Consider the following 18,242-nt stretch of genomic DNA (forward strand, 5'->3'; position numbering starts at 1 on the left):
CCATCAATTATTTAGCTTGAAATAGTGCCTGGCACGACCCGAGTTTTCTAATCGACAAGTGCCTGGCACCTGTCGAGTTAGATTTTTTAACGTCTTTTTTGAATAACCGGCTCGTTAATTTTTATATCATGGTTTAATAATGACAGTCCTTGATTAAATTGCTATATAACCTTACCAAACCAAAAAAAACCTTATTAAATAAAGAAATATTCGCAAGGAGGAATTCCCCAAAAAACATGAAACTTATCTAAAAAACTGTATCCAAAATAAAAGGGCATAAAGGAAAAAATCCTTTATGCCCTATGTATTTAATCTAGAAATTAAACTAGAATTTCTGATTTCGTCTCTATTATTGTCCAACTGGTTTGTAATTTTTCACGTACTTTTTCAGTCCAATCGTCAATATGCATCGTAAAAATAAATAAATGAGTAACCCTGCTCATAGCTACATATAATAAGTTATGATTGGTGTATAAATAGTTATCATTATCACTAACCCCATATATATGTAATAAAATATCGGTTAATGGTTTGTCATTAAAATCCACTACTAGTACTGACCTCAAAGTTTCACCTTTTACCGAGTGAATAGTGAAAATATCATCTGAATTCTCCTCGATTATATCTGAGTCTTGTGGATTTAACATAATCGCCTCAAGTTGGTTAAATATCTTATTTCTTATATTAATACTTGCAACACCTTTTTCTTCCAGTAGCTCATTAATGAATCCTTTTAATTCGTTTTTTATAGGATCAATCAATCCATTCTTTATTATTTTAATTAATATGGCGTTAAGTTGTACAAGTTTGCGATGATTAGTAATCCACAACTTAGCTTCAGAGAGATTTTCTCTGTCAGCCACTATTTTTATAACAATAAAGTCTATAATTAAAGATTTTAAAATCTCATTTACTGATTTTAATTTTTTTTGTTTCTTTTCCTTATATGGTACTCCTTTTTTTACTATAGAGGACCAATTTCTAGCCCAAACAAGAACCTTGTCTTCTCTTGCACTTTCCTTAAAAGATTGATCCTTATCTTCATACTTTCTGATGATTTTTTGATATTCAAGATAGATTTCTTCTTCATTCTTATATAATAAAATTACAGGTGAAAATGACCTTTTTTCTGGGTATGTTTGGATATTTGCATTTGGCCTCAGTATATTTAGATGTTCCGCAATTTCGTTTCCAAAACGATTAGTTATATTCAACCTGAAAACCTGTTGTTCATCAATTTCTGGCATTGGTTGATTATATGTAATAGTTTGATATGGGTCTCCGATTTTCTGAAATATATTACTATCTGACCCAAAAAGGTCTTCTAGTAATAAAGCGCCGGCTGGTGTTGTATCTTGAAATTCATCTAGAAAAACATACTTAAAACGTTTCCTCAAAATTCCTTTAAATCTGCTTTCAAGTAAAAAAATACTCGAAAATAAAAAAGTATCTTCATGAGTTAGAAATCCTTGTTTCTTTCTTGATAATTTGACTTCTAACATTTGTGCTTTATACCTCTCGAATTTGTCCCAATTGGTAGAGTTATATAGATCTAAAGTACCTTCTTTTCTATTTAAAAATAATGCACTTTTGTGAATTCTTTCTGAGATAGCATCTTTTACTCCATTATATTGCGGCTTATTCATCCAGGCATTTTTACGTGCAAGAAAGGCTCTATAATATTCTAAGTCACTATAATGTTCATTATCGAATATTAATCCGTTATGTTTATATTTATATTTGAAGAAGGGAATAACACAATAACGATTAAAAAATTCATGGATTGTTCCAATAAAATGAGGATGATCAATAGTACCTATTCCAGCTTTGATTAGAACATTATTAATTTCATTAACAGCAACATTAGTATGTGTAATAATACATACGCCATCCTTGCTATTTATTGTTTTAAGGTTTTTAAGTAACAATACTATCTTAGCAGCTAAGGCAGTAGTCTTTCCTGCTCCTGGTCCTGCAACAATTGTTTTAGACTCATTTAATTCAATAAATTCTCTTTGTTTACTATTAAAATGGCCGTCCCCAAGTAAGATTTTCTCTACTAATTCATAGTCTCTTTCTTTAATTTGCACCGCCATCTCCTCCAGTTACATGATAAATAGCGTTAATAAGATGTTTTAATGATGGATCTGTAAGCAATACTTCTTTTAATCTAGCTTTATTATCTAACAAATATTTAGCAAATTGTTGTGCTACAACTGCCTTTGAAACCTCTTTTTCTAATAAGAATCTATAGACATCTGTAGCCCTTGAATTTTGTTCTAGTTCATTCCATTCATCCTTTTGATTAAATCTATTATTTTCTTGATTATAATGACATTCCAATAGAATATTTTCAAAGTCGTCACTTAAGCTACTCAAAGCAATAGAATGTTCTAACGTCCAAGGTTTTGAAATAAAAACTCTTGTTTTCTCAACATTATTAAAATATCTTTCTTTTACCTCTACTTCAGTTTTTTCTCTATACTCATCAAAATGTGGCTCTAAGTTCTTCAAAAGCTCAGAAATCTGAGTCCCTATCTCTTTTAACTTATTTTTAAGTTCCTCACCCGATAATTCTTTTTTGATTTTGTCAGAATATAATGTTTTTGATTTACTTATTAAATCTTTACCTCTAACATATATTTTTTCTAATTCATTATTTATTTCATTATATTCGTACAATCCAGCAATCTTCCTATTCAAATCCCCATTTATCTTGAAATAACAAGGCTCATCAAAGTATTCAATAGGCTTTAAATCTAGGTCCGTAATAATTGATACTGGAAAATTCAATAGTTTGTTTTCATCAGATCTTAGAAAAATAGATGTATATCTCTTAAAAGCGAGATTACCAACATTAATAATTGAAACACCATATCTATGCAAAGGTCTTCCAATTACTTCCGAGATTGCTGGCAGTAGTAAATTCTCAGCATCTCCTTCAACGAAAATAACCCCTTGAGCAAAAAACATGTTAGCCTTCGTAGCATCCAAGAAACGTTCTAAAAATTCATAATCTGCTTTATCTAATTTTGTATATCCCTTTTTCATTGGATAAGCTTGTTTATTGTAAACAAAGATTATGCTTTCAAGTGAAATTGAAGAAGCTAGGACGGGACTATGTGATGTAAATATGTATTGCATTCCTGTATCTTTGGTATGCTTCTCAAAATGCTTAATAACACGCAACTGAGCCTGTGGATGTATATGTGCCTCCACTTCTTCAATAAGTGCTACTTTGGGTCCAACTTCTGCTTCGCTCAGTAATAACAGCTCTACTGCCATAAACAATAAATTCGAGCTTCCTAAACCTGTCCCAACTTCCCCTAAATTCAATTCGAGCTTTCTGAGAATTTCAACAAAACTCATTTCTTTACTTCTTATTTCAGGTTCTTTTTTATTATTATCCTCAAAAAAATGCTCGACAGTTGAACCAATCTTGCTTAATACAGGCTCATTGAGTACTGTCTTTAATTCATCAAAAGCATTTGCAAAACTATCAATGATTTTCTTTTGGTCAGGACTATCTTCAGCAAAATCACTTAAGTTTTTTACAACTTGGGCTATTCTTGAACGCTTTCCTGGACTTAATTCTGCTGCTGCATCTCTTAAAGGTTTTAAATATGTGACAGATAATAATTGTCTAACAATATCTTCCATCCCACTTTCCAGATTTTCTGCACCAGCTTTTACAGTCTTTTTGATTTTCTTCTGTTTATTTATATCTTCATAAATTTCAGCTTCCATAGTTACTCTAAGCTCAGTTTTTTCTGAGGCTATTGTTAACCATTCATAAAAGAAGGCTTCTTCCCTCTGACTTAAGCATCGAAAAATACACTCTATCTTCATATTGGTACTACCTTCGTAAAAATCTTGTTCCGTTACCCAGTTCACATCCTGATTGTTTGTAGAAAGTACAGTCTTAATTGCATCAATTATTGCAGTTTTCCCAGAATCATTTTCACCAACTATTACATTTAACCCATTGTTAAATTCTATTTCAATTCCACACTCTCCATTTTGATCTTCAGCAAATTTCCTCCAGTTCCACAACTTCATACTATGTAAATACATTCTCAAATCCTCCTCTACCTAAAAAGAAATCGATACTACATTCCAGAACCATTTGTGTACTCTTATGAAACCGAAAATATATATGTATATTCTGGATTTGTCATATTTTGCATTTCTCTATTTATGTTACTATAAATTTCTCTATAAAAATAAAAAACCTTATTTAAATAAGGCTTAAAATAATTAATTATGCACATTTTATTTTTGCACTATTGGTTGTAGATAATATCTTATCTTTCCATCGTTTCTTTAACCTTATTAACCTCTTCTACTGATAATTCAGTATCCTCTGCTACTTCTTCAACTGTAAAACCTTTTTTAAGCAGCTTTACCGCGATAGCGGTGGCCTTTTGTTTTTCGCCTTTTTCAATACCCTCCTCCATTGCTTCTTTACGAATGAATTTTGCAAACGATGTATCCTCAAATGAAAGTCCCATTCCAAAGTCCTCCCTTTCAACCAATGACTTTATTTCTGGATTTAATTTATCGTCTGATTTCTCCGGTAAACGCAATAGATGATCAATAAATATGAACAATTTTTGAATGTATTCCCGCTTTACTTCTTTTTCCTTCATTTTATCCTGTAAAAGCAATCTCATCAATTGCCGTTTGAATTTATATTTCAAATGAGGATTTTTCTTGCTTTTAATAGCATAGAGTCCTGCTAACACAGCTAATGCAAAGGGATTGTTTGACTTTAGTAGCTCAGTTTCAGATTGTATGGCAATTCTGTAGGTATTATAGAAATAATCGATAGTTGTGCCGAAGAAATTGTAATGAAAGGCATTCATTTTTGGTGAAGTATTGTGTGAAGTGAAGATAACGAGGGCATATATATATTGATCATATAGATCCATCACCCGGTAAAAATATTGAAACATACGTTTTGGAAAATCTTTTTTATAGTCTCCTTGTACTTCGACATGTACCAATACCCATTGTTCTTCACCATTTTTCAATTTTAGTTTTACAAGCTTATCAGAATATCGCTTAGTACTTTGGGATTCTGGAATAATTGAATGGAGTTCTTGTTCGAGGAATTCAGGTGGAACGGTAAAATCTACATGTTCATATAATTCAGGGAAAAAAAAGAGAAGAAATTCTTCAAATAAATCTGTTATGACATCCTTCCACAAATGATCATAATCTGGACGAGTATCAGAGATAGTGCCTGGCACGACCCAAGTTAAGATACGCGCAAGAATGAAGCTGTATCGTTGAATCATTGTATAAAGATTCATTAAAATTAAGTAAGTATCGTTTATAAGATGTGGCTTGGTACGCTGGATGTACTGTTTCCCGTTCGCGGCCTCCTAAAAAGGTTCTAACAATCCCATCTCCTTCTGAAATTTTGGCCTTTTGCCATTTTTTTGCTCAGCATATCTGTTACTTAATCTAGACCTATGGAGAATCCTAAAAACCAATCTAATCTCCTTAAAATACAAACGAATAACTAATAGTATTAAATAGAAAAAACTAGGGAGTCCTAGTTTTTATTTGGCTTATTAACCAATCTTTTCATCAATTTCAGATGTATCAACATTATCTCCGAACCAGTCTTTTAATTTCTCTTTTGCCTTATGCTTAACATCCTCATCTATATACATCGCCACTTGAAATAAAGCCACTCCTAAAGCACCCAAATCATCCGTATATCCTACACCTACCATAACGTCCGGAATCAAATCTACTGGTAAAATAAAATACCCTAAAGCGCCAATAATAGTTGCTTTAACTTTTACAGGTACATCAGGCTTTTGAAGAGTAAAGTATAATAGTAATACTGCATATACAACAGAAGAACCCGCTTTTTTTGCGAACCTCTTCAATTTCCCCCAAAACTTTTCATCAGAAAAATGTTTTCCAGAGTCCTCAAATTCTTGTTTCTTATTCATAATATTCCCCTTTTTTAGATATATTTCACTAATACTATAATACCTCATTACATTATTATATTTTAAAAACTATAAATGTTTTCTATTCCAAAAGAAGCCTTACAGTAAGAAAAGAAACCCATTCCAGTAACAACAAAAATAACTCAGATCATAATCCGGACGAGTATCATTCAAGCAAACCATCACCTTTCTATATTTTGTTAGATTCCTTTATTCGACAGATATTTATGATTACCTGTTTACAAAATGGTGAACAATTTAAATATTTCTATAGGACAGCAAATAAAAGCTTAGCACCAAAAGCCATCCAAAAAACGGATGGCTCCTAACATTTGATCTCACATCACAAATCTACCATAATCGACAAGTGCCTGGCACCTGTCGATATTGGATTGTAAATAGGTGTTATTATTGATAGCACCTTTTAGTCATAATAAAATTATTTCTCTAAAGCATTTACATGAAAATACTCATTATTTTTCATTTCTAGCTTGTAACATTTGGTTTGCTCTGGAACTATTTCTTTTATTTTTGCCATATTGTCTTCAGAACAATTTAGACCAAAATAGATTGCTTTAGGTACTATTGGAGACTTTTCCTTATCACTATTTTGTGAGCGATTAAAAAATAAAATCCTCCATTCCCTTTCATAAGCCCAACTACTATGTTTCATAAGCATAATAAAGAGTATAAGATGTACTCTAGAATCTACTCCACCTTCAGTAAGAGTCCTTTTTAATAGATTAGTAATATCATATCGATTTTTTTCATAACCAACTGGATATAAATGCTTTGAAAAGTCGTTTTCTATAGGTAGTTCACAAAAATCATATTCAACGCAGAATCCCTGATGATTCTCTCCATAATGTGACCACATTGGCATATTCGAAAATGACTCTGAAAAACAAGTGAACCTAACCGAAGATCTTAACCGTGTGATTAGATCATTAACTATATTTTCTATGGACCCAAAATGTTTAATTATTTCTGAAGGTATTTTATCTTTAAGGTAGTCCGACAATACGTTGATATCATAATATGTAGAATTACAATCAAATGGGTTATTTAAAGTATCAGCTTTTGCAAACCACCATTCATTTTTAGCTAAGCTATCTAAACTATGGTCCGTTATTCTTTGATATTTATATAGCCGTTTTGGAAAGTTCCGGTGCTTAAGACTAAATGCTTCATTTTGTTGATTACCGAAATAAAGCTCAGTGAATTCCTTCATCCATTTATCCCTATCCATATTCTCATACATAATCATTTCCCCTTTTGAATCAAGCTATCTGTCACTCTTTCATACTAACATAATTATTTCTAAATATTATTTTATTTTATAATATTTTGTAAATTTTCTATACTCATCCAAGTCTCCTCCTGTACAACATCAGGTGACTGTTATTATTTCTCCGCTACGGGCGAGACAACTTTGTTCATTACGTCATTGGATGTCCAGAATATGATAAGGGGTTCGATGTGTAATGAGTGAACAAATTCATTCGAAAAGGCAAGCTTTAGGTTACATTGCAAATGCATTAATTAAGGGCGTATTCAGCACCGAGATCTAAAGGAAATCATGGCTTGTTTTATTCTTAGGTAATAATAGTCTCCTAAACGGAAGCTAAAAAAAGTAAGGCCACATCAATCACGGTGTGGTCCAATTTCTTTTTAGCTTTCATTCAGATAAGATATGTTTATTTTTATTTGAAGCTGTTGAGTGAAAAAAATGGATGGTACCTGGCACCCTGATCTATTAACGCCACACACTTTTAGAGATAAGGTGATTGCTTTATACCTTAGTTTACGGAGACTTATTAATAGCTATGTTGGTCTGTTATAGTTTTACCATACCACTTTTTACTAAAAATTCAGGACTTCCTTGTTGATCGGCAGAAAAAGGATAATAAAAAACCTCCAAATCATATTATGGAGGTTGAAAATATATTTTTTATACAATCATTTATATCAAGCATGCGAAACCTTACCATTTAGCTAGGGTTGAAGTCATTCTGTTGTCTCACTGTTCAATACCTTTTTGAATCTTACATACATCTTCTTTTTCTAGACCGGTATATTTCACCACTTCCTCAACAGAAAATCCATTTTGAAGCAGTCTTGTTGCAATTTCTATAGCTTTTTGCTTTTGTAAAAACTTTGCAAAAGGTGTATTTTCCAGTGAAAGTCCCATTCCCGTCTCCTCCTTTTCAACCAATGGTATAATCTCTTGATATAATTTATCTTCTGCTTTCTTAGGTAGCCGTAATATATAGTCAATGAATATGAACAGCTTCTGAATGTATTCTCGATTTACTTCTTTTTTCTTCATTGTATCCTGTAAAAGCAATCTCATCAATTTTCGTTTATATTTATATTTTAAGTGATTATTTTTCTTGCTTTTACTCACATATAGTCCTGCAAGTACGGCAATAGCAAAGGGATTATTTGATTGGAGAAGATCAAATTCAGATTGTGAGGCATTTCGGTACGTATGGTAGTGGTAATCGATAATTGTACCAAAGAAATCGTAATGGTAGGAATTCATTTTAAGTGAAGATATTTCCGAGGTAAAAATGGCAAGAGCATAGATTTGTTTATCATATAAATCGAAGATCCGATAAAAATATTGAAACATACGCTTTGAAAAAGCTAGTAAAGGTCAAGTAGTAGATTGATATCTTCCCGTTGAATTTTTATTCAGTCAGGTGTATGGGGCTATTGTGTAAAATCAAGGAAAAACCCAACCTTTTAAAGGCTAATGAAAACCTATTGACTCTCTAACCCTTGATTATGTTAACTAACTATGTATATAATATAAGAGAGGCAGACAAATATGGTCTGCGAAGGATTATATATTTTTTCTTTTTCACAAAATAAAATTTGCTCAAAACTACACATTCTACTGTTCCCAAACAAGCATTCAATCTTGAACGGGTGTAGATTGAATGTGAAAATGAACACAGGAAGGGGGCAGGATGTGAGGAGCACATGAAAGGATGATTACATGAATGTAGATCAAACTAAAGGTCTCCAAGAAGAAGAAGACGATTATTCATTTGATAGGGTTCCTGTAGAAAAACGGAACATGGGATGGTTTAGTGTAACCAACATCACGTTTGGTATTGCCACGGCGATTTTTTATTTTCAAACAGGCAGTGTAATGGCCCTTCAGTATGGCGCTATGAACGCGATTATTTCAGCGATTTATGCCATCATTATTGCTGGAGTCTTAGGTACAGTGATTGCCTATTTATCCGCGAAGTCAGGAATGAACGTAAACCTCATGTCTAGACAGGGGTTTGGGTATATTGGTGCTTCGTTAACTTCATTAATATACGCATCGAATTTCATCATGTATTGCGCCTTTGAAGGCATGATTCTCGTTTCCGCAGTACATGCATTCTTCCCCTCAATTCCACTATGGCTTTTAATTATCGTATTCGGATCTATCGTCATCCCGCTAAATTGGTTTGGGATTAAACAACTCGATAAATTACAAAAATGGTCATTACCCATCTTCTTTATCTTTTTAATTGCCATCATAATGGTCGCAGCCAATATGCCGTCTCAATTTGATGGACACTTTTGGAGCTATATGCCAGAAGGTGTACAAATAGGTGGAACAGCTTTACTCTTATGTATCGGAATGCAGCACGGGATTATGGGATTAACCGCTTTAATTGCGTCAGATTATGCGCGTTTCCTTAAACCCAAAGATATTAAAATCGGATCCATTATGATCGGATTTATTCCGCAAATTTTCTGTTTTGGTGTCATGGGCTTACTTGGAATATGGTTTGGTGTCCGGTTTGCTGAATCGAATCCGGGGGTATATATTGTCACAATTCTTGGACTAGGCGGAGTTTTATTTACGATGTTAACACAATTACGTATTAACGTTACAAATATTTATAGTGCTTCCCTATCATTGTCCAACTTTTTTGAGAATGTATTTCATTTCAAACCCGATCGTCGCTTCTGGGTGGTTGTCTCAGGCGTCGTATCAATCGTACTAATGCTTGGCGGTATTTTAGATTATTTAGGTAGTGCGATGACATTCCAAGGGGTTCTCTTAATGGCATGGGCTGCTATTTTAGTGACAGATGCTTTAGTCGTGAAGAAGTTGTTGAAAATTGTACCGATGGAATATGAAGCAAGACAAGAAAAATTGTATAAATGGAATCCCGCTGGGGTTGCACCATTACTTATCTCAAGTGTCCTTGGAACAATTGCTGGATTAGGATACATGGGGACGTTCCTACAAAATACAGCCACTTTCTTTGCGGCCATATTAGCTTCAATCCTGACCATTGTAGTAGCTATCTATACGAAGGGGAGATACTACAGTAAAGAAGTTAAGGAATTAAATGTAAAACAAAAAAAAGAAAAAGAAAGAAAAATATCAGCATACACAAAAGAAATACCCGTTGAATAATGCAAGTAATAGCAATTTATACCGGTTTGTTCAAAGGTCCTGCATTGATAAGCAGGATCTTTTTTTATTCAGCAATGGGGCATTTCCCTTAACTTCCAAGAAAATGATAATTTTCCAATTCATCCAAATATAGATCGATATTCCTTCTTTTGTTGTGTTCTCGAAACGCTAAAACCTAGCCCAAAAAGCTAGGTTTTTTATGCTTAACTAATTGAACTAAACTACCGTTAGCACTAGAAGAACGGAAGGTGCCTAGCACCTTATTTTGCACGAATCGGCAAGCAAATTTCTACCTCTGTTCCCTCACCTAACTGACTAGAATAGCGAATTGTTGCGTGGTGTTCCGCTAAAATTTTATTACTGACCGTTAAGCCCAGTCCTGTTCCTTTTTCTTTCATCGAATAAAAAGGTTCTCCCAGATGTTTGAGTCTTTCTTCATCGATGCCACATCCGTCATCTTTTATGATGACTTTAACGAAATCATCTTCTGTTTTACTTAGGATCATTTCGATCGTTTTCGCTTCAGCTTCAATTGAATTTTTTATCAAATTGATGAATACCTGTTTTAAACTGTTAGGGTCACAATCTATTTCTGGAATAGGGTCCAACGTTTTGATGATCATATCTATCCCATCCATGTTCGATTGAGGTGTTAATAAAGTCGTAACAGACTGCATGACTTCTTCCAAATTCCCTTTGACCATTCGTACATTTTGCGGTTTGGCTAGTACAAGAAGTTCGCCGACAATTTGATTGATTCGATCGATTTCCTCTAACATCACTTGATAATAGAAGGAATCGGTTTTATCGTCGGATTGTAATAATTGGATAAATCCTCGGATAGACGTTAATGGATTTCGAATTTCATGTGCCACACTGGCTGCCAACTGGCCGATAACCGATAATTTTTCTGCATTGTGCAACATCTTTTCCGTTTCTTTTATTTTGGTAACATCCCTGCCATATATAAATGTACCCATCACCTTTCCGTTGATGATCATAGGAAATAAGGTTGCGTGAATATCGAGGATGGTTCCATCCTTCGTTTTTATTTGAATCTCTTTCCTGGTCGTTAAACCTTTACGAGTTTGTTCAATTCCGTCTTCTATTATGCTGCAGCTTTCCTCAAGTAAAAGAGTAGAAGGTTCTACATCAATAAAATCAGACTGACTATAACCAGTGATGGTCTCAAATTGGGAATTCGATTCCATATAATGGCCTTTCTTATCTAAAATATAGATATAGTCAGGAGTGTTATCAGCTAGAGATTTATATTTCTGTTGGCTTTCCACATATTCTTTCTCAATTACTTTTTGCAAAATGATGTAAGCAATGATGGAAGAAAGTAAAATAATCAGGAAACCCACCAATATGATCACCTGTTTTACTTTTAAGAGAATATGTTCTACATATTCTAAGGAAAAATCAACCCCTATAAATCCATAGACTTTACCTGTTTCGTTGTCTTTTATCGGAGAAAAACCAGAAATGATAGGACCCCATTTTTTATCTTCGATGACTTTTTTTGTGTAAACAGGCACTTCATTATTGTATGTTTTTATTTTTAGATTGGACATTCCTTCTTTTACACCTAATACGATCCCATCTGCGTCAATGATGTAAACAATTTCATCATCAGAAACTCGCTTTTCTGTATAGATATACCTTGCTCCTGTTTGCTTTTTTACCCTTTCAAACAGATTTTGCATTTTATTATAGTAATCCTTATCATAGGATCCTTCTTTGTATTCCTTTGCCTCATACAATTCTTTATATGCATCCAGATCCTGCTCAATAAATTCTGCAATGGTCATCGAAGTATTCGCTGCATTTTTTCCAATTTCATTAGTAACTACATCTTTTATGTGGCGATAAAGTGAAAGAGCAGGGATGGTTACAGCAATGGTAATGACTATCACTAAAAGGATTAACATATACCCTTTTTTCCTTACATGTGTGTTCAATATATCCACATTCCTTTTTGTTGACTTATCTCTTTTTAGGGGAAGGGTTTTTATTCTTCAAAATCATAATTATACGACAATATATTATACTATAATAGTACAATGTACTTTTATATAAAAAGAAACTTCGTAAATCTAAAACAGAAAAAGATACTACTAGTGAAACAGCGGACCTTTCAGCAGTGTTATTTTCCATACAATGTATCCAATTATCACAAATGGTCATCTCATCATTAGCGATGGAAAAAAGATTACAAAGTAGTCCCCACTTTTCGATACTTTATTGAATCTTATCTATATTTGGTTATTGATGACTTGATATATTCTGCAACTTCCTCAACAGAGAATCCTTTTGAAGCAAGCTTATCGCAATTTAAATCGCAACTAAGCAGCCTAACTATCTACTATAATGACCTTATGTAATACAAAAAAACCCATGAGCCCTCACTCATGTGTTTCCTACTTTTAAATCTCGGCTTTCACCTTTTCCTGTCAGCAATATCTGGTGCGGATCCATGAATGGGTTCAAACATGGACGGGTACTGCTTCTCTGGGTTACTATTTGCTCACGCGGAAACCAATCCCGCCTGCTATCGCTGCCCCTAGATCGGTTAATATATCACCAAATAAGTTAGACTATACAACAATTTCAAATCTTTTTGGATCTTTTATCATCAACATCGCAGCGGCATCGACCAAATAGGAAGCCGTCTTCACATCTGGATACTCCCTGCTCATCATTAAAATGCTTTTCATAGTATCGTTGCATATGAATCCATCTTTTACTTTCTGTGGTTTTCTTGCTGAGTTGGTTTATCATTCAGTTAGTGAAAGCCGCCAAAATTATACCGTTATCCAGGATGAATGCCTAAGGATTTCTAAAATTAATCTAATCCCCCTACCCTACAATTTCCTCTATCCCAATTGCCACATCAGATATCATATTTTTAGCCTCATCAAGCTGACCATTGTAGAGACAAATAAGAGGTTTGATGATGTATTGGTCTACCTTTTCCTGATTGTTTAAGATGTCAATTGGCAGGAAGTAGGTGGTTGTAGTGACTCCTGTGTCTTTAAAGTTTGTTTTACAAAGCTTACCATCTATAGTTTTCTCATCTGCCTCTTCCTCTGTCCATCCGGCATTAAATAAATCATTACTTTTACCCAATTTATTATTTGGGGATTCTAAAAATCCACATGTTATAAAAGGAATGGTGTTCTCAAACCCGTACATGCTGCTATCAAACATGATGTTAATCCCTACTCCCTTAGACAGGTTTTCACTTTTAACAAACACCCGTTGAAGGAAGTATGGGAGCCAAAATTCCGGAGAGCGAAAATGTGTAGACCGATCCCACATCACACTTCCACCACTTACTGCTTTAAATCCTTCATTCTCCATCATGTCATTCATCACAATGATTAATTTACTGGTTTCTTCGCAGACTGTTTTCATCATGTCGTAAATTTCTTTTATATCTTTACCTTTTGCCATCCTTTAATCCCCCATCCAAAAATAGTTTTCACTTTTCACTAGTTTACTAGCTTTAATTCCTAAAAAAAGCGGCTGTTCCTGCTGCTCTTCCGTTTCTTGCCAGAAATAAGAGCCTGTTACAGGTATTTTTTTGCGCGGATTAGAAAATCCATTATATGGAATCATGCTTTTCCTATATAGCAACGCTTGCAAATCTAATAACAAATAACGCATGGTAGGAGCATTTTGCCAGGCTTCCCTTGAGTTCACCTCATCAATGACTCCCATGATGCTTATCCAGTTCACCCAAAAGAAATGATGAGCATTTTGCTTAGCGTACTGATATTTCTGTAAAACTTTAAAGGTTTCTTCGATATCGTGCCTTGGTGGAGCATAATGGGCTGTTACGAAAAAGAGATATCTGTTACCTGCCGATCGAATGTATTTTTCCCTAATGGAGGGATCACCGATATAAATACTTCCGTCCTGAAGTTCCTTAAATAATTCAGCAAGTTGGTCTCCGTCTAAATGCTCCAATGGATGTTTTTCTTTATCCGTGGCATCTTCTTCTCGATGGGTATTGCTTTTTCCAGAATGATATTTTGCCTCTATTAAAATAGCTATTGTGGATTGATTTTTTTTCGTTATGATGAGGAGGACATCAGGTTCTCTGTTTAGATAGGTTGTCCTTGGCCAAAATACATAATCAGCCTCAACAATGCCCTCGAGAAAATCAGGTGGTGTTTGGTCAATAAAGCTTGTTGCCTTTTTCAAGAATGGAACGAGACCATTGTTGACATCAAGATACTTAAAGGTTGAAAATACATCAGAGGTTAGTAAGTCTTCCATGTGTTCATATGAAGAAAGCTTTCCATGAATTTCAGCAATTGTCATAATTTAACCACCCATACGATTTTATCTAAACATTAATCTTGTTTAGGAGAAACCAAAAGACTAAGTCCTTTCTCCTCACCATAGTCCCACATTTTTACCCAAGGGTACGTTCCTTCTGGCAATACAAAAATACGTTCTTCCAATGGTTTAATGGCTGTCATATCACATTTCGTTCCATGTTCGGCTGTTGCTTGGTGGATACCGACTTTCCTTCCCGTATCATTAAAAAAGACAAATTTCACTTCCGTGCATGGCTTTTTCTCAGGAGACTCTAAGCACCTAATTCTTGATTCTAATTCGTGTAGCTTCATTTGCTGCAATTCAATTATGCTTTTTAATTCTACATAGTCTTTTCCACCAGAAGAATCATCTTGGGAAGACTGTCGTTTAAAGTCAGGTTTTTCGTCTGTACTATAGATTCTGATATCCATCGTCCGACCCGTGATTTCTTTGACAGTTTCAGCAATAAGCACTGAATATCGCTCCTCTATCCACATGGCCTGAAATTCATTATGTGCTTTTACCGTAATAACGTCGTCACGAATGTCTGCAGTAGTGTTTTTAAGCCATGTTGCAAAGCTAGGTTTAGATAATTTTGTACTTATTTTATGTAAAACATTTGTCCATAAATCCATGTATGATGGATCCCCCTTTTAAACGCTCTTCCATTATTTTAACATTTATATGGCGTATAATTGAGGGTTTATCCTAACGTTTTGATGTTAAGGGATAATCATTATTTTCAAATGGTTTTAACAAAAAAGATTGAAAGTGTTTTAACTAATTCATTCTTAGTCAAAATCCTAACTCCTATAAGATTCAACCATTTCAAATTTCAAACTAATTTACTTAGAGCCTTCTGTTCACTTTAAATTTATGCTGTAGTAACCTAAATGATATATGCATTATTTTTATATTAAAAAACTTACACTCGAGGTGAACGAATGTGGAAATAAGAGACCTATTTGACCTAGAAAACGATACAATCTTCCAGCAGCTTAACCAACAAGTGAATTCCTTTAATACATTAAAAATACTTAAATTAGAAAATCATGAGATCCGTCATTCCAATGTTTTGGCTTGGTTATTAAGTCCGAAGGAAAACCATGGTTTGCGAGATTATTTTTTGCGTAAAATGGTTGAGCATCTTATCTTAATCGAGGAAAACACTCCTAACTCGAAATATGAAGTTGTGGGAGAAATTCTAAACCACTCACTAATGGATTCTCATGTCTATAGGGAAGTAAAAACAAATAATAATCGGTATATTGATTTGCTTATTTTAAACCAACCGTTGAAAACAGTCTTTCTGATTGAGAATAAATTTTATACTACTGAATCAACGAATCAACTGGATGACTACTTGGATTTTATTAAGCAGAACTTTAAGGACTTCATGGTTATTCCCATTTATTTAACACTTAATGGAGAAAAGCCTTCGAATCATCAGTATTTTATTCTTACATATGAGCGGATTGAATCAATCTTGAACACAGTTCTTATGCTGTATAAGGACCAGCTAAGTGATGATGTGTACAAATTTATCGAACACTATGATCGGTTACTTGAGGAACGGTTCTATCCAAATCAGGAACAAATTCTGCAGGCAATTGATATTTACCGCAATCATAAACAGACAATTGAGGAGCTGTTTACAGAAGCAGAATCGCTTTATAAGCCGTTATATTTTGAATCGGGATATCGCTTTGAATTCATGATGAAATATAAAAATACCATTCAGTATATTTACAAGCATGGTCAAAATATACTGTCGTATAGCTTTGAGCAATTCATCAAACAGCAGTTTGACGAAGAAGTCCTTTTTAAAGCACATCCGACACTTCCCTATCTATTGCCTCCTGAATGGAATGGGATTAGTCGAGTTCATGTAAAAGATCCATATTATTGGTTAGGCAAAGGGTTAGTCGTTTGGTTTGAACAAACAAAAGATAGTCGATTACGTATGATTGCTGAAATAGGACCGATTGAATATAAGGAAAGACTTGCACTAATTGAGCAATTAGAAAAGGTTGGCTTGTCGTTTAAAGAGGGTTCGAAGTTAGAAAAAGCACGTTATACACGATTTTTCTCGCAAAAAATAGATGTAAATAAATGGGATGATATGTCGGAGATTAGTCAGGCGATGCTTGAGTTATACAATAATCCAGAATTCACTTTATTACGGAAACAGTTGGCAGAGATATTAGAGAGTGAAAGCCCGAGAATGGAAGAACCCCCTGCGATTATAGAAAGTTTAAATGAATCGAGAATTCAAGTTCAGCGTGCCTTCAGATGCTGGTTGGAAACTAGGAATATCCCTGAAGGCAATTATCGTGTGTCATCACGACATCTTTCCTTTAAAATACCACTTTTTGATGCCTATAAAGAAAAATTGGGTGAGACGAGAGAAAAATGGTGGTGGGACAATGGTCCGTTTCTGTTCTGGATGGATATAAGATCTGATTCAATTTATTTTACGTTAGAGGTTGGTCCAATTGAAGCTGATAAGCGTGTCATGCTGATGGAACACATGAAAGCAAAAGGAATTCGAATCACAAAAAAAGGTCTTTCACCAGAAGCCAAATTTAACCGTATTCACTCTGAGACCCTATCGATTCAATGTTTAGATGAAAGGGGAATGATTCAGACCTTTAATACTTTTTATGAAAATAAAGAGCTGCAAGAGATTTTACAAAAGCTTGAAAAACTTTATGATGAGGTTGTTATTAATATGGATTAAGTTACATTTGATGAAGTGAAAACAAAGAGAGTTGAGCATATTAATGTAGCTATCTAAATAGTTTATCCAATTTTAACTTTTGCATTGGAGTTTAAGCGTCACATTAATTTTATCCTGAAAAAAGAGCGGAGGATATAAACCCTTTCATCCGCTCTTAAATTCTTCAAATTCGGCAATTTGAAGAGTATGTATGAAATTGATTTTTTGTTTTAGACATTTCGTAAAAATGTGATTTTATTAATATAGATTATGATTTCCCCCCATTGATTACTCTTAATTTAGGTGGACTCGGTGAAGCATTTTTCGTTAAGTTTTCAAAAATTGCATCCGCTAATTGTAAATCATATTTATCCGCATACTGTGTAATCATAACTTAGTTCTTCCCCCATTCTCCCCCCCTCCAACATCCCCTCAGCCCTTTCCCCACCTACATTCAAACCCTCTTCCACTCCTTTTATCAGAAATTGAAATGCTAACATAGTACGCCCGTCAAACCCCGCTTTTTCCCCCGCTTTTTCCCCCGCTTTTTCCCCCTCTTTTTCTCCTGCTTTCTTCCAACCTTTAAAAATCGCAAACAACTAAGTTCTTCCCTATTTTTTCATAAAAAAAATGCCAATCCCTTGTGTGATAGGAATCTGACACTTTTCTCAAATGGTTATTCGATTGTTTTTTCAGCCTTTTTTAGCTCCAACGGAGCTACTTAGTTGTTCGGCGGATGGACTTAGTTGTGTGTGAACGAACTAAGATGGGGGGACACATAGTAGGC

General features: G+C 34.2%; 14 protein-coding genes and 1 pseudogene. 2 read left to right on the plus strand and 13 right to left on the minus strand.

The features are described from left to right. Positions 1-320: 320 nt before the first annotated feature. From ACHUFV_RS11490 to ACHUFV_RS11515, 6 genes are all read right to left on the minus strand, one after another. Positions 321-2,090 carry a UvrD-helicase domain-containing protein gene (locus ACHUFV_RS11490; protein WP_394234173.1) on the minus strand — a complete coding sequence of 590 codons (1,770 nt, stop codon included), beginning with the start codon at positions 2,088-2,090 and terminating at the stop codon, positions 321-323. Then, positions 2,080-4,074 (minus strand): ATP-dependent nuclease, encoded by a 1,995-nt coding sequence (locus ACHUFV_RS11495; RefSeq protein ID WP_394234174.1) that lies wholly within the window; start codon positions 4,072-4,074, stop codon positions 2,080-2,082. The genes ACHUFV_RS11490 and ACHUFV_RS11495 overlap by 11 nt, the downstream gene beginning before the upstream one ends. A 230-nt stretch (positions 4,075-4,304) precedes the next feature. After that, positions 4,305-5,315, minus strand: coding sequence for an Rpn family recombination-promoting nuclease/putative transposase (locus tag ACHUFV_RS11500; RefSeq protein ID WP_394234176.1), 1,011 nt, complete (start codon positions 5,313-5,315; stop codon positions 4,305-4,307). 264 nt (positions 5,316-5,579) lie between these two features. Beyond that, on the minus strand, positions 5,580-5,969 hold the full coding sequence (locus tag ACHUFV_RS11505) for a YkvA family protein (RefSeq protein ID WP_394234177.1): 390 nt from the start codon (positions 5,967-5,969) through the stop codon (positions 5,580-5,582). 439 nt (positions 5,970-6,408) lie between these two features. Beyond that, on the minus strand, positions 6,409-7,230 hold the full coding sequence (locus ACHUFV_RS11510; protein WP_394234179.1) for a DUF2971 domain-containing protein: 822 nt from the start codon (positions 7,228-7,230) through the stop codon (positions 6,409-6,411). Positions 7,231-7,989: 759 nt separating this feature from the next. Then, positions 7,990-8,604 (minus strand): RpnC/YadD family protein, encoded by a 615-nt coding sequence (locus tag ACHUFV_RS11515; protein ID WP_394234181.1) that lies wholly within the window; start codon positions 8,602-8,604, stop codon positions 7,990-7,992. 369 nt (positions 8,605-8,973) lie between these two features. Here ACHUFV_RS11515 and ACHUFV_RS11520 point away from each other — a divergent pair, with 369 nt between their 5' ends. Continuing rightward, on the plus strand, positions 8,974-10,404 hold the full coding sequence (locus ACHUFV_RS11520) for a purine-cytosine permease family protein (protein ID WP_394234182.1): 1,431 nt from the start codon (positions 8,974-8,976) through the stop codon (positions 10,402-10,404). A 260-nt stretch (positions 10,405-10,664) separates the two neighbouring features. Here the strand turns inward: ACHUFV_RS11520 and ACHUFV_RS11525 are convergent, their stop codons facing one another. The 5 genes and pseudogenes from ACHUFV_RS11525 to ACHUFV_RS11545 form a co-directional block, all read right to left on the minus strand. Continuing rightward, positions 10,665-12,368: an ATP-binding protein gene (locus tag ACHUFV_RS11525; RefSeq protein ID WP_394234184.1), complete on the minus strand. Its 1,704-nt coding sequence runs from the start codon at positions 12,366-12,368 to the stop codon at positions 10,665-10,667. 488 nt (positions 12,369-12,856) lie between these two features. Continuing rightward, positions 12,857-13,106 (minus strand): annotated as a pseudogene (locus ACHUFV_RS11530) (isocitrate/isopropylmalate family dehydrogenase); the annotation flags it as partial. 160 nt (positions 13,107-13,266) lie between these two features. Beyond that, positions 13,267-13,863, minus strand: a complete 597-nt coding sequence (locus ACHUFV_RS11535) for a hypothetical protein (RefSeq protein WP_394234186.1) — start codon at positions 13,861-13,863, stop codon at positions 13,267-13,269. Between the two features lie 3 nt (positions 13,864-13,866). Further along, the gene (locus tag ACHUFV_RS11540; RefSeq protein WP_394234187.1) at positions 13,867-14,736 is read right to left on the minus strand and encodes a hypothetical protein; all 870 of its coding nucleotides are present in this window, start codon (positions 14,734-14,736) and stop codon (positions 13,867-13,869) included. A gap of 32 nt (positions 14,737-14,768) precedes the next feature. Beyond that, on the minus strand, positions 14,769-15,371 hold the full coding sequence (locus ACHUFV_RS11545; protein ID WP_394234189.1) for a DnaA N-terminal domain-containing protein: 603 nt from the start codon (positions 15,369-15,371) through the stop codon (positions 14,769-14,771). 311 nt (positions 15,372-15,682) lie between these two features. Between ACHUFV_RS11545 and ACHUFV_RS11550 the strand changes: the two genes are divergently transcribed. Next, the gene (locus ACHUFV_RS11550; protein ID WP_394234191.1) at positions 15,683-17,476 is read left to right on the plus strand and encodes a PDDEXK-like family protein; all 1,794 of its coding nucleotides are present in this window, start codon (positions 15,683-15,685) and stop codon (positions 17,474-17,476) included. A 247-nt stretch (positions 17,477-17,723) separates the two neighbouring features. Here the strand turns inward: ACHUFV_RS11550 and ACHUFV_RS11555 are convergent, their stop codons facing one another. Together ACHUFV_RS11555 and ACHUFV_RS11560 are read right to left on the minus strand one after the other, a co-directional pair. Continuing rightward, a complete protein-coding gene (locus ACHUFV_RS11555) occupies positions 17,724-17,846 on the minus strand; it encodes a hypothetical protein (protein WP_394234193.1) in 123 nt (40 codons plus the stop codon). Next, positions 17,824-18,054, minus strand: a complete 231-nt coding sequence (locus ACHUFV_RS11560; protein WP_394234195.1) for a hypothetical protein — start codon at positions 18,052-18,054, stop codon at positions 17,824-17,826. Before ACHUFV_RS11560 ends, ACHUFV_RS11555 begins: the two co-directional genes overlap by 23 nt. Between the last annotated feature and the right edge of the window lie 188 nt (positions 18,055-18,242).

The organism is Niallia oryzisoli (genome assembly GCF_043641075.1).
GTDB classification, from domain to species: domain Bacteria; phylum Bacillota; class Bacilli; order Bacillales; family Cytobacillaceae; genus Bacillus_BD; species Bacillus_BD oryzisoli_A.

Coding starts and splice junctions, on each gene's coding strand:
- ACHUFV_RS11495 (WP_394234174.1), bottom strand. CDS start 4,074: ATGTATTTACATAGTATGAAGTTGTGGAACTGGAGGAAATTTGCTGAA.
- ACHUFV_RS11500 (WP_394234176.1), bottom strand. CDS start 5,315: ATGAATCTTTATACAATGATTCAACGATACAGCTTCATTCTTGCGCGT.
- ACHUFV_RS11505 (WP_394234177.1), bottom strand. CDS start 5,969: ATGAATAAGAAACAAGAATTTGAGGACTCTGGAAAACATTTTTCTGAT.
- ACHUFV_RS11510 (WP_394234179.1), bottom strand. CDS start 7,230: ATGTATGAGAATATGGATAGGGATAAATGGATGAAGGAATTCACTGAG.
- ACHUFV_RS11515 (WP_394234181.1), bottom strand. CDS start 8,604: ATGTTTCAATATTTTTATCGGATCTTCGATTTATATGATAAACAAATC.
- ACHUFV_RS11520 (WP_394234182.1), top strand. CDS start 8,974: ATGAATGTAGATCAAACTAAAGGTCTCCAAGAAGAAGAAGACGATTAT.
- ACHUFV_RS11535 (WP_394234186.1), bottom strand. CDS start 13,863: ATGGCAAAAGGTAAAGATATAAAAGAAATTTACGACATGATGAAAACA.
- ACHUFV_RS11540 (WP_394234187.1), bottom strand. CDS start 14,736: ATGACAATTGCTGAAATTCATGGAAAGCTTTCTTCATATGAACACATG.
- ACHUFV_RS11545 (WP_394234189.1), bottom strand. CDS start 15,371: ATGGATTTATGGACAAATGTTTTACATAAAATAAGTACAAAATTATCT.
- ACHUFV_RS11555 (WP_394234193.1), bottom strand. CDS start 17,846: ATGATTACACAGTATGCGGATAAATATGATTTACAATTAGCGGATGCA.